At 49.0% G+C, this 16,844-nt stretch carries 10 protein-coding genes; all 10 read right to left on the bottom strand.

Going from position 1 to position 16,844, the window contains the following annotated elements; translation table 11 throughout:
* Positions 1-36: 36 nt before the first annotated feature.
* The 10 genes from G6R29_RS04420 to G6R29_RS04375 all read right to left on the bottom strand — a co-directional run bounded on the left by G6R29_RS04420 (position 37) and on the right by G6R29_RS04375 (position 16,742).
* Positions 37-1,404, bottom strand: a complete 1,368-nt coding sequence (locus G6R29_RS04420; protein ID WP_213809148.1) for a hypothetical protein — start codon at positions 1,402-1,404, stop codon at positions 37-39.
* A gap of 14 nt (positions 1,405-1,418) precedes the next feature.
* On the bottom strand, positions 1,419-3,137 hold the full coding sequence (locus tag G6R29_RS04415) for a hypothetical protein (RefSeq protein WP_213809147.1): 1,719 nt from the start codon (positions 3,135-3,137) through the stop codon (positions 1,419-1,421).
* Positions 3,138-3,299: 162 nt separating this feature from the next.
* Positions 3,300-4,667, bottom strand: coding sequence for a magnesium transporter (gene mgtE, locus G6R29_RS04410; RefSeq protein ID WP_213809146.1), 1,368 nt, complete (start codon positions 4,665-4,667; stop codon positions 3,300-3,302).
* Positions 4,668-4,821: 154 nt separating this feature from the next.
* Complete coding sequence (locus G6R29_RS04405; RefSeq protein ID WP_213809145.1) at positions 4,822-5,727, bottom strand: RluA family pseudouridine synthase; 906 nt, start codon at positions 5,725-5,727, stop codon at positions 4,822-4,824.
* A gap of 120 nt (positions 5,728-5,847) precedes the next feature.
* The gene (locus tag G6R29_RS04400) at positions 5,848-6,642 is read right to left on the bottom strand and encodes an NAD kinase (RefSeq protein WP_213809144.1); all 795 of its coding nucleotides are present in this window, start codon (positions 6,640-6,642) and stop codon (positions 5,848-5,850) included.
* Between the two features lie 79 nt (positions 6,643-6,721).
* Positions 6,722-7,288, bottom strand: a complete 567-nt coding sequence (locus tag G6R29_RS04395; RefSeq protein ID WP_213809143.1) for a GTP pyrophosphokinase — start codon at positions 7,286-7,288, stop codon at positions 6,722-6,724.
* Positions 7,289-7,420: 132 nt separating this feature from the next.
* Positions 7,421-8,383 carry an ROK family glucokinase gene (locus G6R29_RS04390; RefSeq protein WP_213809142.1) on the bottom strand — a complete coding sequence of 321 codons (963 nt, stop codon included), beginning with the start codon at positions 8,381-8,383 and terminating at the stop codon, positions 7,421-7,423.
* Between the two features lie 163 nt (positions 8,384-8,546).
* Positions 8,547-8,798 carry a YqgQ family protein gene (locus G6R29_RS04385; RefSeq protein ID WP_213809165.1) on the bottom strand — a complete coding sequence of 84 codons (252 nt, stop codon included), beginning with the start codon at positions 8,796-8,798 and terminating at the stop codon, positions 8,547-8,549.
* 176 nt (positions 8,799-8,974) lie between these two features.
* A complete protein-coding gene (addA, locus tag G6R29_RS04380) occupies positions 8,975-12,910 on the bottom strand; it encodes a helicase-exonuclease AddAB subunit AddA (protein WP_213809141.1) in 3,936 nt (1,311 codons plus the stop codon).
* Complete coding sequence (locus G6R29_RS04375) at positions 12,903-16,742, bottom strand: PD-(D/E)XK nuclease family protein (RefSeq protein ID WP_213809140.1); 3,840 nt, start codon at positions 16,740-16,742, stop codon at positions 12,903-12,905. The genes addA and G6R29_RS04375 overlap by 8 nt, the downstream gene beginning before the upstream one ends.
* Between the last annotated feature and the right edge of the window lie 102 nt (positions 16,743-16,844).

Below are 16,844 nucleotides of genomic sequence, written 5' to 3'. Positions count from 1 at the left end.
CTCCTTAACTATGTGAGGCTTTCTATTATTTATATCTCATTGATTATTTTTGGAATAATCAACTATAATTCCGCAAATAAAATTAATTAATACTAGCAATAGAACAATTGAAAACAGAATGAAAGGCCTAGTACTACCAACTAATATATTTGGCGATAGAGCAATAACTGAACTGGAGAGGATTCCAATTATTAATAATACGATGGTCTCTTTATAGTAATTAAATTTTTTGAAACTTTCATGAAATAAGTAGCAAAGTAATACGAATAACAGTGCATAATACAAATCAGGAAGCCAACTAGCTACATCTGTAATACTAGTTTCGGAAACATACTCTAGCGGATACTTTTTACTAATATTTAAGATATCATTATGAATCATATTTTGCAGTGAGTTAGAAGGAAATCCATACATCAAAACGAATAACGATCCTGCCAGCAAGGTTTCCACAATCTTTTTTTGTTTTATCAAGCTAACCAGCATAACAATAATCAAACCTGCTAATAGTATATTTTGAAAGGTCAACCAATCCATTGAAATTTGGAAAGTACTATCTATTTTTCTAAACAATGAACGCGTGTGATATTCCGGATATCTTTGATTCATAAAATAGGCTCTTGCTTTGTTTCCTGGAGAAACATAAGCATTTAAAATACCCATTAGAGATATAACCCATGTACTGAGTATGTAACATTTCGGAATAGTAACTATCTTATTATTTAATAACTTATAAATCAGAACAATTGAACTAAACATAAACAAAAAAATTGCTATTTGTTCTGAGTTAACAGCAATCATGCTTAATAGCGCTCCAAATCCAATCAGGATATATTGAACACTTTTATTTTCAAGCAACGTTGATTGCCATGCACAATAAAATGATAATATAACACAACAAATCATCCAATAATAATTATTCATTGTTGCGAATACACCAGCAGGAAATACTGTCACTTGGTTATCTGGCTGTAACCCACCAAGTAAATCAATAGAGAAAAAAGTCAATCCAACCAGAACTACCACAAATGATTTTTTAAAACTAATTTTGTATAAATTAGCAAATCCCCTTGAAACAATTATCATTGTCAGCAAAGTAATAGCACTACTTATAAATGACCAAAGAACAATATGCCTAGCCAGTGGAAAGGAAATTAGTTCAATTAAAAATCTTGAAGTCCAAACATGGTATCGATCAACTGCCACATGAAAATAACCACCTATTCCATGATAACTAGACACAGGTATATTTAAATGTGAATCATTACCAATAAAATAGGTAGCCATCCAATCTTGTGGATGTAATATTGTCGCTGCATAGAATAAAGCTGTTAAAAACAAAAACATTCCAATCAGAAATAATGGAAAATAAATGTTTTTATAAAATTTTAAAAATATCTGTTTCATATTGTATCGATCTTTCAATTAATACCTAGTAAAGTTTTCTTTTTTGCTTTAACTATATTTTTTGGATGAATAAAAAGAATTACCCACGCTATTATAGACAGGAACAATGCAATCACGCTTGATAACGGAATAAACTGCCTGATTGTTAGTACGTCTTTTTTTCCTAATGCTGAACTAATCGTAATTTGACCTTTATCAACAGTATAATCTAATCTTTTTTTATTAATATATACGTTAATATCAAAATTATTATACCCGAGAACCGGAAGTTTAATTGTATTTTTTTCAATATTTTCTTGGGATGATAATTTTATTTCTTTTAAACTAGCATTATATTGTTTAACCTCAAAATATTGTCCATTAACCTCCAATTGATGATCAGCTATGTGTGTTGCGTAAGAATCTTCCTTTAAGAATTTTGAAGACTTATTCGCAAGTATTTCACTAGGTACATAATCCGCAAAATTCATCAATCGCCATGTATTTGGATTCTTAGTATGTGAATCATCCATAGCTCCCAGATTAGTTAATTGATATCCATCCAATCCATCGTTCACATGATGATTTAATTGATCATCAGTTACGAGAATGCGTTCACCCTCATCATCAAAATTTGAATAATTAAAATCATGGAGCATAGTACTTGACAAAGCAACAATGAAAAGTGAACAACTACCTAAAATCTTCAATGAGTTCTTATTAAAGTTTATTTTTGTAAGACTAAATAATGAAAACAAAAGACACATAAACATACTATAATTAAAAACTCTATCTGAGAACTGTAAAACAGATAAACTAGTATTTTGCGCATAATAAAGCCAGCCAATAGCACTGGTTCCAAATACTGCCACACCAAGTGTCACCATTTGTCCCATGTTCATCATTCTGGTAACCAATATCATTACGACAATGCTAAAACAAATTATAAATACACCAGGAATTTGTAAAATATAATGTAAGGACCCTGTTCGCTCAAGAAAAACTAATTTTGGAACTTGGGGTGGAAGAATATTATTAGCCTTATCGGTAAGAACGATGGGTACTGTAATTACTAATGTTGTAAAAAAAGTATAAAGACCCGTAAATACATAGTTTTTAATTAGCAGAACTCTGCCTTTTCTTTGAAGCACAATCGACACAAAAAAATAAACAGTTATTAATCCAACTAAATAAGCCGCAGTTAATATATGAGAATAGACAGCCAGTGACACACCAACAACTAAGTAAAAATATGATTTTTGTTGATTCAACTTATAAAGTCCAAATGCAACGAAAGGAAAAGCTAGTCGAGCTAGTGTTTCTCCCCCAATAGTAGTTAAATCAAAAGAAAAAGCAAAAGCCCCCCAGATGAGACTTAAAAAAGTTGCTTTTAAAATTGGTGTATTTAACCCAAAATGTACTAGACAATAAAAAGATAAGAACATGAATATTAACATAATAAACATGAATATCTTATAAACAGTCATAGGCCCAAGATTAAGTGAGTGAGGTATAAAATCAACGATACCTTGCATCAATATTGATGGATAAAAAATATTCGTCGCACTACCTACTTGCCCAATAGTAGCAAAATTCTGTGGGTATAGAAAAGCAATAGGGCTACCATACAAATTATGGATTCTAGAAAAATGGTAGTAGTCGTCTGCGATAATTCTAATGGCGCCAAATAACTCATTATTAAGCACGATGAATGAAAAAAGAATCAAGAAAACAATCGGCACTGCTTCTTTCATCGCCTTATTCTTAAACAAAAACCTAATCACTTTATCTCTTCTTTCTTCAATTAAATAATTTATTCAAATTCAACAGAACTACTTAATTCTATCAAAATAAAAAGACATCTTTATACATAAAATGTCTTTTTTCATTATTGATATCTTTTTATCATATAATAATTACTTTCCCACGAATTGGCTCAACATACCAGTTGCAATTGAGAAGTAGATTAGGATTGATGCCCAGTCACAGACCGTGGCTACGAGTGGGCCGTTCACGATTGCTGGATCAATGTTGAGGCGGTTCAGCGCTGCTGGGACCAAGTGGGCCAGCAATGAGGCCGCGAGGATTGAGAGGGCTAGTGAGAGGCCCACCGCAATGGCGAGGCCATTGCTGCCTTGCCAGAGCAAGGTAACAAGTCCGAGGACGAGGCCTCCGATAATGGCGAGGACAACTGCCGAGATAAACTCGGATACGAGGTTCTTCCATCCGGATTGGTCTTGTCCGTTACCAAAGTGACGGATGGCCAAGGCCAATGACTGCGTTCCGGCATTTCCAGCCGTTCCCGCGATGATCGTGATAAAGGCGGCCAAGATTGGTGCTTCCCGGATTGTGTGCTCAAATACGCCCACAAGCGCCGTTGAGGCCAATCCCAACACCAACAACGTCAACAACCATGGAATTCGCTTAATCGCTGAATGCCAGGCCGTATCGTCCGTATCTGACACGTCAACGGCTGCCATTCCGGAATAGTCGCTCACGGCTTCTTCGTCGATCACATCGACGATGTCATCGACCGTGACGATTCCAAGCAAGTGGTCTTCGTCATCCGTTACCGGAATTGAGAAGAAGTTGTAGTCGGCAACGACCTGAGCAACGTCCTTCTGGTCGTTTTCGGCCTTCACGGAGATAACACGGGTGTTCGTGATGGAATCAATCGTCATATCGTCCGGGTGCGTCAAAAGGTCACGCAGTGACACAACACCAATCAGGCGGTGCGCTTCGTCCACAACGTAAACGTAGATGATTGATTCGGCCTCTTCCGCCTGCTTTTTAACCTGGACCAAAACGTCCTTGATCTTTTCTGACTTTTGGACGGCCAAGTATTCTGTGGCCATGAGTGATCCGGCCGTTTCGTCGTCGTAGTTAATCAATTGCTTGATTTCCTTGACTTCGTCGGCTGGCATCAAGGCCAAGTAAGCTGACACCGTGCGGGCTGGCATCGCTTGGAGGAGGTCCGCTTCGTTATCGGCGAACATGGCAACTAAGATGTCGGCTCCCTTTTGCATTGGCATTTCTTGAAGCAAGGAAACGATTTCTTCAGGGTCAATTTCCAAGTTATCAAAGACCGTGGCCAACGTTTCATCGTCCATGATGCGCCATGCCACTTCACGAATGGCTGAAGGTAATTCAGCGTAAACCTGTGCCTTCTCAAAATCGTGCAGCTTCGTGAATTGCGTCATGAAGAGGTCATCTTGACCCGTGGTAATTAAATTCGATAAGTCGTGGACCGCGTTTGCTAACTGCTGGTCGTTGTCTAGTTCCATCGTTTTGTTTCCTTTCAAGGCTGCGGGATTGCAACCTTCAGAGTGTGTGATTTTTTATTTGATTACTTTAAAGGACTCTTTGGTGAGGCCGTTAACCCGAATCATGGGGTTACGGGGCCGGTACGGCCCCGACTTTTGTATACGTCTAAGAGAATTAATCCTCAACGGCCTTCAAGGCCACCAAGTCCTCCGGCAAATCCGTCTGCAGGTGGCGCGTCTCTTCCGCGAATGGATCGTAGAAGGCCATCTGGTAGGCGTGCAAGGCCTGGCGCTTCAAGCCGTACCAGAGCGGACCGCCGTAGAGGTCATCCCCCACCAGCGGAAAGCCGATGTGCTTGAAGTGCACGCGAATCTGGTGCGTGCGTCCGGTGTGCAGCTGCACCTTCACCCGCGTCATGGGGTGATCCGGATCCTTTTCGTATCGCTGCTCCACCCAGTACTCCGTCTTGGAAGGCTTACCGTCTTCCGTCACCGCTCGCTTGATAAAGTCCCCTTCAAGACGTCCGATTGGCGCCTCGATGATACCGTGGTCGTCAGGCAAGATGCCCGAAACGTAAGCCGTGTAGAACTTCTCCACCGAGTGGTCCTGCAACTGCTGGTCCAACACGGCGTGGGCGAAGCGGTGCTTGGCGAGCAACACGATTCCGGAAGTGTCCCGGTCCAAACGCGTCACTACGTGTGGCACCAAGTCTTCGGCCTCTTGGTCAATCAAGTGACCCTTCACGCGGTTGACCAACGTGTGCAGCCGGTCGGCGTGACCAGGCACCGTCGTGACCCCGTAAGGCTTGTCGACGGCCAGGAAGTGGTCGTCTTCGTAAATCACATCAAGCGGCGTGAAGTCTGGCACGACCAGGTCGTTTCCAGCTTCCACCGGCATGATGATTGTCACCACATCCCCCTTCTTAATGTAGTCGGATGTGTAAACTTGCTTATCGTTTACCAGGATGGCGCCGCCGTTGTGCTTCATCTGTGAAAACATACGGTGGGACACGCCGTGACCCTGGAGGAACGAGCGAACCTTGCGTTCGTCGTCCCCTTCAAATGTCCAAGAAAATTTCATTTCGTGATTTTCGCGGTAACGTCTTGTCTCCGCGTCCTTTCAGGTGAGTGAGTTTGGTTGGGTAATTAATGTTAATTGCTAATGATTAGCGTTCCATAGGCCTTACTTTCGACGTCGAATTTATTCGCTGTCTGAAATGAAGGCCTGTTGGACGCGGTGCCAGAAATCCAAGTGCCGATAGGAAGCAAAGTTAATCTTTTGCTCCGCCACTTCGAATGTCACTGACACGACGTTTTCGGCCAAGATTTCTAGCTGGTCACACGTGATCAGGAAGGAATCATGGTATGGCTTCACCGTGATCTTTTGTCCCGTTGGCACCACCAGCGGTGAGCCCAAGGTACGGAAGATGCGGTTGTTAATCGAAGCGATTTCAGACATCTGGATGGCCGGCAACGTTGGGTGGATAATCGCTCCCCCGTTTGCCTTGTTGTAAGCCGTTGAGCCAGTTGGCGTCGCAATGGCCACACCATCACCCCGGAACCCTTCAAAGAGGTGATCGCCCAAGAAAATGTCGGCGACCAAGGTTCCAATTGGCTGCTTGATTGTTGCTTCGTTCAAGGCCAAGTAGGACTTCTCGCTACCGTCCGACTGACGGGTCGTCAACTTCAAGAGTGGGTAGGAAACCTTCTCCCCCTTGTCGTGAACCAGTGATTGAACGAGTTCCTTCACCTCGTCACCCAGCCAGTCGGTGTAGAAACCAAGGTGGCCGGTGTGGAGTCCCACGAATCGAATGTCTTCTGACTTCCCGATGTATTCGTGGAAAGCACCCAAGAGCGTGCCATCACCACCGACGGAAATCACCAAGTTTGGATTCTCATCGTCGAGTGTTAACCCGTTTTCCTTGAGTTCCTTCTTCAGTTCTTCCACAATCGCTAAAGACCGTTCCTGGTCATTATGATAGAGGGCGACGCGCATAGGGTTCCTTTCTTCTAAATAATAATAGACGACTTTGTCTAAATGATGCTGGTTCGTGGGCGACTTTTATAGCATTACTTTACCCGCGAATGTCTGAGATTTCTTGTTCCAGGGCAAAGGTCTGCTCTGAAATCTCCGTCAACTTCTTGGCCATCTCTTCGTCGATGTCACCGTGCTTGTAGCGGAGATCGTGTTCAATCGTTGCCCAGAAGTTCATCCCCATCGTTCGGATCTGAATCTCGGCCAAGACCTTCTTTTCACCCGAGTACAACTGCACCGGGTACTCGATGACCATGTGATAGGAACGGTAGCCGGATGGCTTCGCGTTCACCACGTAATCGCGTTCTTCCAAGATCGTGAAGTCGGTCCGCTTGCGCAGCCATTCCACCACCGTGTAGATGTCCTCGATGTACTTGGTCATGATGCGCAACCCGGCAATGTCTTGCAAGTCCAGGGCCAAACGGTCCTCGTGCAAGTGCCGGCGCACAATCTTTTCTTCAATTGAGGCTTGTGACTTCACACGGCCGGTCACGGCTTCAACGGGACGTGCCCCGTTTTTTAACTGCCCGTGCTTCAAGTAGCCGAGCTTGGCTTTTAGTTCTGAAACCGCTTGTTCATAGGGTTCAAAAAATGTTTGCCATTCCATGATCGGACCTCCTTTTTTGACGTTAGCAAAATAACGCCTAGATTACTTTCTATTCTACCATAAATGGCAAAAAGGCCGACAAAACAAAAAAGAGTAATCCGTACGGATTACTCTTAAAGGTTTAATGTCTTACTACTTGTTCTTTGCCAATGAAGCGGCACCGATAACACCGGCGTCGTTTCCAAGTTCGGCCAACTTAACAACCGTTGACGTACGAACCGTTGGGAAGGCAAATTCAGTCCAGTTCTTTTCTACGCGTTCGCGCAAGAATTCACCGGCTGCGGCCACACCACCACCGATAACGATGGCTGATGGGTTCAAGATGTTTGAGATCGTAGCAGCTGCGTATCCCAAGTAGAAGCACAACTTGTCGACCGTTTCGTTGGCCAAGAAGTCACCTTCCTTGGCGAGGTCAAAGATAATCTTTGACGTTACTTCTTCACCGTTGTCGATCATCTTGTTCAACTTTGATTCACCAACGTATTGTTCGGCGAAGTCTTGTGCCAAGTGAACAACACCCGTTGCTGAGGCGTATTGTTCCAAACATCCGTAGTTACCACAAGTACACTTGTAACCGTGTGGTTCAACGATGATGTGACCAACTTCGCCACCAGCACCGGCGATTCCGTGAATCAATTCGTGGTTGGCAACCAAGCCACCACCAACACCCGTTCCAAGCGTGATGAATGAAACGTCAGCGTCGTTGTTTCCGGCACCCTTCCAGGCTTCACCCAAGGCAGCGACGTTGGCGTCGTTGTCAATTGAGAGTTCGAAACCAGTTCCAGCTTGGATTGGTTCCTTCACGGCTTCTTCCTTGGCCCAACCGAGGTTGTAGGCACCCTTAACCGTTCCCTTTTCACGGTCAACCGTTCCAGGAGTTCCCATACCAATTCCGATCACGCGGTCGCGATCCAATTGGTACAAGTCCAAGTGGTGGTTGATTGATTCGATGATGTCCGGCACAATGTGTGAACCATCTTGCAACACGTTCGTTTGGATTGACCACTTTTGTTGGACTTCTCCTTCGTCGGTCAAAATCGCAAACTTGATCGTCGTTCCACCAAGGTCGACACCAATTAACTTATCTTTTGCCATAATTGCGTTTGGCTCCCACCTGTAACAGGCTCACCGGGAACCGCCTCCTATTTCTCTTATTTACTCTTTTATTTTAGCAGAGCCCGCTTGTGAAATGCAAGCGTTTACAAAACTTTTATTTCAACGTTTACAGAAGAACTGTATCGCTATCAAAAGCCTTTTTTTAAAGGCCTTTTTGAACCTTTTGCTTTTCTTCTTCATCGTAACTCTGCAAGCCGGAGCGTTCGGCTTCGTCTTTGTGTTCCTTTGCCAAGATGATTTTCATCGTTTCATACATTGGCTCCGAAAGCACCTTCGCCTTATAGAGGTTATCAACCTCCAAGGCCGCCACCTCAATGTCCCAGAGGCGGTGCCCCACGTGGATGTAGATTTCATACTTCTTCAAATACTGCAGAATATCGTAGAAATTCTTGATTGATGCCATGGGTGCCTCCTTCTCCTCTTTTGGAATCACTTCGGCTTTGAGCGCCAGCGCTTGCGTTTTATGACAACGTTGCGCGGAACTTGTTTGCCATTATAGGCGGACTCTTTCAATAGTGCAAGTTTCAAGACAAAACGGCGTTTTAAGTCCGACGCAGTCGGACGTTTTCCCTAATCCAGTTCCATTATCTTATTCGCCGACAGCAACACCAACTTCGCCGGCTCCAATACATATCCCGGGAATTCGTCCTGCAACGCCTGTCTGTACAAGTTCAACTGTCCCCTGTACCGGTGCTTCATCTTCAACAGCGCCTCCTGCTGCCTTGGCCCCTTTCCTCTCGGCACGTAATCCGTCTTATAGTCGAACACCGTCACCGTTTTCTTCGCCTCATCCACGAAGTATCCGTCGATTATTCCGTGTATCAAAATTGGCTGCTCGTCATCCAATCCCTCGTACACCTGCTTTGCCGGCACCAACATCGCAAACGTCGCCTCCCGGTGCAACGTACTTGGGTGGTTTGCGATTCGCTCTGCAAATTCCGTCTGCAAGAATTCCTGCACCTGCTTCACATTCACCTGCGGCGCGATTTCTTCCTCGATTTGTCCCGTTTCGACCAACTTTTGGAGGAGCTTTTTGAGGTCATCCTCACTGTAGTCCTTCTTAAAGTTAATCAACTGCAGGATCAAGTGGGTCGCCGTTCCCACGGCCGTTGGCGACGGCTTCGCCTTCCCGTCCGACATAAAGCTCGGCATTGGCAGCTCGTTTTGCGCGAGCATGTTGGCCTTCAGCTTGTCGTCTTGTGGGGTGGGTTCGTTTGTGTCTTGAGTGGTTTGAGCACTTTGCGTGGTTTGGTCTGCCTGGGCGACTTCCTCTTGGGTTCGGGCGCGACCGTCTTCATCCAGGTACAAGTCCTGGATGTGTGGTCGGTCCGGGTCCTCGAAAAGCTGCTTAATTTCCGATACCGACTGGTAGGCGGCGGTCTTTGTCGCCTCCAGGTGGGCGTAGCGGTAATTCAGCTTTTGCTCGAAGGCTTGAAGGTCGAGCGTGTCGTTTGCGTGGTCGCCTTGAGTTTGATTTTGGCCTTGCTCTTGGGCTTGGTCGGCCTGGGCGGTGGCGTCGCCTGCGGCTTGGGCAGCTTGTTGCGCAGCAACCTTGGCGGACTCCTGCATCAAGTCCTGCTTGGTCGTGAGTTCGTCTTCGTTCACAACCGTCACTTGAATCTGACCCTTACGGTCGGTTTCAGGACCGACCCAGGCCCGTTCGCGCTTGGCATCGGCTAAGAGCACCTTGTCGAGGTCCGCGTTTTCGAGTCGGGCGAAGGCCTGCAACGTCCAATCCAGGTAGGACTTCGCCGTCAAACGCTGTTCCTCTGGGAGGAACTGGGCGTCTGCTTGAAGCGTGTCCTGGTAAAGCTTTTGCTCTCGGGTCTGACTTTCCCCGGCCGGGTCAATGCGACCGATCAGGTGCAACTGTTGCTTGGCACGGGTCAAAGCCACGTAGTAGAGGCGCATTTCTTCGGACCAGGCCTGCTTTTTGAGCGCCAACTTCACGGCGTATTTCGAGAGCGTTGGCACCTTCACCTGGGCGTTTGGTTCGAGGTAGTCGAGTCCGATTCCCGCGTCCTTTTGCAAGACAAAGGAAGAGCGGCTGTCCATTTGGTTAAACTCCTTGTCGAGGTCCGGCAGGATCACGATTGGGAATTCCAGCCCCTTGGACTTGTGAATCGTCATGAGGTTCACGGCGTTTTCAGAGGATTCCTGGGCGACCTCACCAACCTCGGCGCCACCCGCCTGCACCTCTTCGATGTAGCGCGTGAAGGCAAAGAGTCCGGACTGACCGTTCTCCTGGAAGGTCGATGCCCGCTGGTAGAGGGCGTGCAAGTTCGCCTGACGCTGGGCACCACCGGGGAGTCCGGCGACATAGTCCAGCCAGCCAGTGTCCTGGTAGATGGCCCAAATCAGGCCAACCAAGTCGTTTTGGCGTGCATAAACACGCCATTTGTCTAATTGTTCTAAGACATTAGCGGCCTTTTCGTCTTGTTCTGCTCGTGCTCTTAGGGCCGAGTAGAAGTCGTGTTGCTCGTCTGCCAATCGAATCTCGGCCAGCGCCTGCTCCTTGAAGCCAAAGAGCGGGGAGCGCAGGATAGCCGCCAGCGGAATATCCTGGTGCGGATTATCAATGACACGCAGTACGTCCAAGACCAGGAACACTTCCATCGCCTGGTAGTAGTTACCAACCGATTCCGACTGCACCGGAATCCCGGCTTCGTTCGCCAGGCGGAGCAGGTCTGGGTAGACCGTCTTCGAACGGGTCAGGATGGCAATGTCCTCGTAGCGCACGGGACGCATCACCTTTTCCTTTTGATCGTAGACTTTGCCGTCCGCGACCAGTTGCTGCACCTTTTCGAGCAAGTAGGTCAACTTCTTCTCGCGGGTGTCGCGGTCGTCTTCCTCTTCGTCATCGGCCTCGTCGCCGTCTGTGGCCGCCCCGTTTTGGTTCTGCTTCTTCATCGCCAGGAGGTCAAGATTGAAGACTGGCTTCACCGTCTCCGGATAGTCCGCCTTTGCAATCAGCTTGGCTGAACCCTGGTAGGCAACATCCCCCAACTCCTCATCCATAATCTGGGTGAAAATCTGGTTGATGACTTCCGTCACGTTGTTTTCAGAACGGAAGTTGTCGGCGAGTTCGATTCGCTCGTCGTCGTTTTCGTCCTTGGCAAAGTCGGCGTACTTACCGGCAAACAGCTGGGGAGCTGCCTGACGGAATCCGTAGATGGACTGCTTGATGTCCCCCACCATGTACATGTTTTCGCCGTTCGACATGTCCTTCAAGAAGGCTTCCTGAAGGCGGTTCACGTCCTGGTACTCGTCGACCATGACTTCAGCAAACTGGCTTTGAACCAGTTCACGGATGTCATCGTTTTGAAGAATCCTTCGGGCCAGCACCACAAGGTCCGAGAAGTGCAAGACGTTTTCGTCCTGCTTCTGCTCGTCTAAGACCTTGAGGTAGTCCTTAGTCACCTTGACGAGAGCCTGGACCAGACGTTGGCCACGGGCGTTAATCGTCTGCCACTGTTCCTCTGTTAATGAGAAGAAACCGTTAGCGAGCTTTGTCAGCGTTGAATCCTTGCCGGCAAAGTAGTTGGCCTTGAAGGTGAGCGCCTTCTCCAAGTACTCGGCCTTCTGTGCGATGTCATCGTCTTCTTCCACTTTGTTCTTATTGAAACGGGTTGGGAACTTGTCGGCGAAGTCCTGCTGGATGGCCTTGGCGAAATCTTCGTATGGCGCCTGGTTATCCAAGAGTGACTGCAGGTTCTGCAAGTAGGCCTGTCGTTCGAGCAAGGCCGTGGCGGCCTGCTGGAACTTCTTCTCATCCGCTTCGCCCTCGACTGCGGATAACGCGGCCGGAAGATCGGTTAAGGCCTGATCGATGGTTGGACGCACTTGGCCGTCCAAGAAGGCCTGGTAGGCCTCCTGTTCGTTCAAGGGCTTGCTCGTATCCTTGGCGTCGGCCAGTGAGTCGAGCCAGTGGTCCTCCTGCGGACGGGCGGCGTCGAAGTCGGCCAACTTTAAGATGATGTCCTTCAAGCCCTGGTCCCGTGAGACGGAGGCGAAGTTTTCAATCAGGCTCATCAATGCCTGGTGGTCCGGGTGGTCTTCCTGGTAGAGCTCGTCGAAGAGCGCATCCAAGGCGCGGTTCTTAAAGAGACTCACCTCGGCGTTATCCGCCACCAAACGGAAGGCTGGGTCTAAATCAATTTCATAGTAGTAGGATTCAATCAACTGGAGGGCGAAGCCATCAATCGTGGTCACGGCAGCCGTTGGCAACAGCGCCAACTGTTCCTGCAAGTAGACCTTCATCTTCTGGTCGGTCGTCTCCTGGAGCTTGCTCGTAATGGCCTTTTCCAACCGTTCCTTCATCTCGCCAGCTGCGGCGCGGGTGAAGGTCACGATTAGGAACTGGTCCACGCTCGTTCCCGCCATGATCTTTTGAATCAGGCGTTCAATCAGGACTGTCGTCTTTCCAGAACCGGCCGAGGCAGAGACCAGGATGTTGTGACCGGCATGGTCGATGGCCATTTGCTGGTTTTTTGTATAGTTAGGCATGTTGACCATCCTTTCCTGAATCGTTGTTGGCTTCGTCTACCGCCGTTGGCATCCCGTTTGAAGCCGGGCCATTTGGCTCGGCGTTTTGGGCGGAGCCCTCGTTCGTGTTTTCAGCACTTTCGGCGACCAAAGCCTCTAGAATCTGCTTCTTCTTACCGTTGTAAACCGCCTCCTGATAGCTGTCCCCGAGCGCGCGGTCGAAGCGCATGACGTCGGTGTATGCCGAGTAAGTCAGGCTCTTTTCAACCGGGTTCAATGGGAATTGTCCCTTGGTAATTTGCTGGGCGGCCTGCTGAATCAGCTTCTGATTGTGGGCCATGAGCAGGTCCAACTCCTCCGGTGCGATGCCGTCGGATTTCGCGGACAGATTGCCGTCCTTCTTCTTGGCGAGGTTGTAGGACGCTGATTTGCCGCTCGCCTCGATTTGGTCCAAGGCGTCGACGTAGGCATCGTCTGTCAAAGTCAGCCCCGCGAGCTTCGCGCTCTGGGCTGGCAACTTCCCTTCGAGGAGTTCGTCCACCGAACCCTTGAAGTCCTTCCAGGCCGTCTTCTTCTGGTTAATCGGCGCAAAGAAGGCACCACCAACATGACCATTTGTCGCGAGTCCCATCTTCTGGGCGTTCTCGTTTGCGGCCTGCCAGTAGGTCAAAAGCTGAAGTTCCAGACCATTTGCGGCGTCTTTGTATGAGAACTTCTTGCCGTTCAACTTATAATCGACAATCGTTCCGTATTCACCCTGGCCGTCCTGGCGGTCAAAGCGGTCGACCTTTCCACGGATGAGCACCTCATGGGCACCCTTCCCGATCGTCACCATTGGCAGGTCGGATCCCGGGAATCCAAATGGCGCTTCAACACGGGTCGGCTTCGATGTGTTATTCAATCGAGTCGCTGTTCGAAGCTGCTGCAAGACCTTCACGGCCTGTTTTTCCATGAAGCGGGCCTGGGCCTGCCCTTGCCCTTCTTCGGTCAGTTCCGCAAACTCGGCCTGGGTGCTGAGCTCTTGAAGCTTGGCCTGCACTTGCTGGGCGAAGGTTTCGTCTGTGACGTCGGCGAGTCGGCCGTTCGCCTTAATCACCTCGTTCACCACCTGCTCAAAGAGGGCGTGGTAAACCGTTCCCTCGATACGGGCGTCAATCTCAACCGTTGGCTTCTCACGCAAACGCAAACCGTAGCGGAGGAAGTACTCGTATGGATTGCGGTAGAAGGATTCCACCTGTGAGATGGAAACCACGAGTGGCGTTTGGAAAAGCTGCTTAGCAAGTTCTTGTGTCAGCTGTTCCGGCTTATTTTCGTAGTCGGCCGATGAGAGCACGCGGTCGGTCCGAGCTGGATTGCCGGCCTTCTTCAAGCTTTCTTTGACGGCCTGGAAGTCCTGGTTAGCGCGTTGTTCTTCTGGTAACTTCACCAGTTGACCAAGCGTGGCTTGCGGTGTCCCCGCAAAGTGCTTAACAAGGTCTGAGGGATCCTTCGCCTGGGCAGCGATTGGAGTAGACTTGTCAATACCAAATGCGGCTTGGAGGCGGGCAAAGTAAGGTGACGGTTCGTTCACGTTTCCGTCCTGGTCGAGCAGTGGGTAGGACAGCGTCACCTTGTCGCTTGCCGCCTGCAACGCGTTGTAGAACACGAGTGATTCCTGGGCCATTTGCTGCTTGGCCGTTTCCTGGAGGTAGCGCGGGTCGTCTTGCTCAGCGAGCGCTGGCTGAACGAGTAATCGATCCTGATCCGAGAGAAGTGTCTTGTTGTTCACCTGGGCTGGGAAGGCGTTTCGCGTTCCACCGATGAAGTAGAGTTTCTTGTAGCTTTGTGACTGCACAATTCCCGCTTCGGAAATCGTCAACTGGTCGAGCTGGTTTGGGATTCCAGCGAAGGTTCCACCGGAGAACCCCGCCTCGAGTGCCTGCAAGAAGGTCTTGCGGTCGAAGTCGTCATTGCCTGCCACCTGCACCGTCTGGTCGAGGATGCTGATGAAGAGCTGCCACACTTCCATTAACTGCTGGGCCTTCATGAGCTGGCCGTCGTCAATCAGCTGATCGCGCTGTTCCATGACGGCATCCGGCACCTTTTTGTCTTGTAAGTAAGCCATGAAGGCGCGGCCAGCAGCCTCGATTGTGTCGGCCTTTTCGAAAGTTTCCGTCAGGTCCTTGATCAAGGCGTGGACATGCAACTTGAGTTGTGTGATGGCTGCGTTGACCGCCTTGTCGTGGTCGGTCACCTGACTCTCATCGTCCAATGGAACCTGGTAGAGTTCGAATGGCTTGGAATCATCCTCCCATGTTTTGCGGGAGACACGGTGCCCCGCCAGGTAGTTTTCGAGGTAGGCGACGGCTTCGAAGTAAGAAGTGTCGTCTTGGAGTGGGCTTTGTACGCGGTCTGGATTGGGGCCGGCTTGGTTTTGCTTTTGGCCAGTTTGGGTGAGTGGCGCATTTGGGGTGAGTGGCGTGTTTTGGGATTGGGCAGCTCCGGCGGCCATGATTGGTCGCAAATAGCCGGTCTTCAAGACCGTTAGGATGTTTTCTTTTTGATAAAGCGCGTGTGGGTTCTTGAGAAGCGTCGTCGTCAGCTCAACGAGTGGGTGGTTCCCCATCTTCACGTCGTTATCCAGGAAGTATGGGAGCTCGAAGCTCTCCATAACGGCTGGAATCTTGGCCGTGTATGGGTTCAAATCGCGGGCGAGCACCAGAACGTCGCGCAGGTGTAGGTCGGGATTTTGGCGCAAGTCCTCGCGGATGCGGCGGGCCACCTCTTCTAGCTCGGTCACGACGTTGGCCGCAACGAAGGATTCAAGATTGGTTTCCGACTTTTCTTGTTCGTCGGCGGAAAAGTCCTGGTAGGCACCGAGTTTTTCCCAAGCCTGGAGCAAGTGTTGTTGGGATGGTGCGGGTTGGAATTTGGCATGGCTAGGAGTGGCTGATGGTGTGGCGGTGGTGGATGCTTGCGCTTGGGCACCGGCCTTTTGATCTCGGGCACCGACCTTCACCTGAAATTCCACGCCGGCGTTGTGGGCCAGCGTGCGAATCGTGCGGGTCGTTTCGAGCGGCTTTTCGTAGACGGAAGCGCCGTTTTCGTACTTTAACGGATCGTTCGCATCCACACGTCCGAGCATCGCAAAGTGCACCTCGGCCTTCTCGATTAGGAGCTTGACCAGCGCCCACTCGGCGGCGGTGAAGCCCGTGAAGCCGTCGAAGTAGAAGACGGCGTTCGAAAGATCCATGTCTTGGACCTGTTGGACCAGGTAAGGCAGCGTTTCCTGGGCGAGAATGTAGTCGTCGCCCATATTGTCGTTGAAGGCGTCCGCGACAATGGCCAGGTCGCGAAGCTTCTGCTTCAAAGCGGAGGCAGTCAGGGCCATCTGCTGGTCTTGGCCCTCAATCTGTTCAACAATTGAAAGCAAATCCTGGGCGGACACCCGAGAAGCGCGCAATTCAGACAGCTGGCTCACCAGCTTTTCGATGAAGCCCTGCTTGGCTGCCATGCGGGCAAAAACAGGCAGACTGTCCTTTTGTTCTTGCAAGATCTTGGAGACCATGACAAAGAGTCCGGCTGATCCCAGAACGGGCGGTTGCACCTTTCCCTGGTCTTGCAAAAAGCGCCAAGCGAGACGAGTCAGCGAATAAACTTGGACCTGTGACTGGGCGTAAGTGTCGTTTGCTTGTTTTCCCTGTGCTGTTCCGAGGCGTTTTAAGACGTCCACTTCCCCATCAAACTTGACGTGGTTGGGCACGAGGTAGAAGAGGCGGCGTTGGTCACCACCCTCGATTTTGACTTTTAAATCTTGTACAAAACGAGCCCGTTGGTCCACTTCACCCGGTTGAATGTTCACAATAACGGCCATTTTATTCACTGCCTTTCGAATAAGAATTCACTTAGCTTTATTGTACAAAAAAAGCACGGTGAACCGTACCCGAATTTCAGATATAAAAGGCAAACAAAAAAG

Source organism: Fructobacillus broussonetiae, from assembly GCF_018437275.1.
GTDB lineage: Bacteria > Bacillota > Bacilli > Lactobacillales > Lactobacillaceae > Fructobacillus > Fructobacillus broussonetiae.
This window is presented reverse-complemented; position numbering and strand designations above follow the sequence as displayed.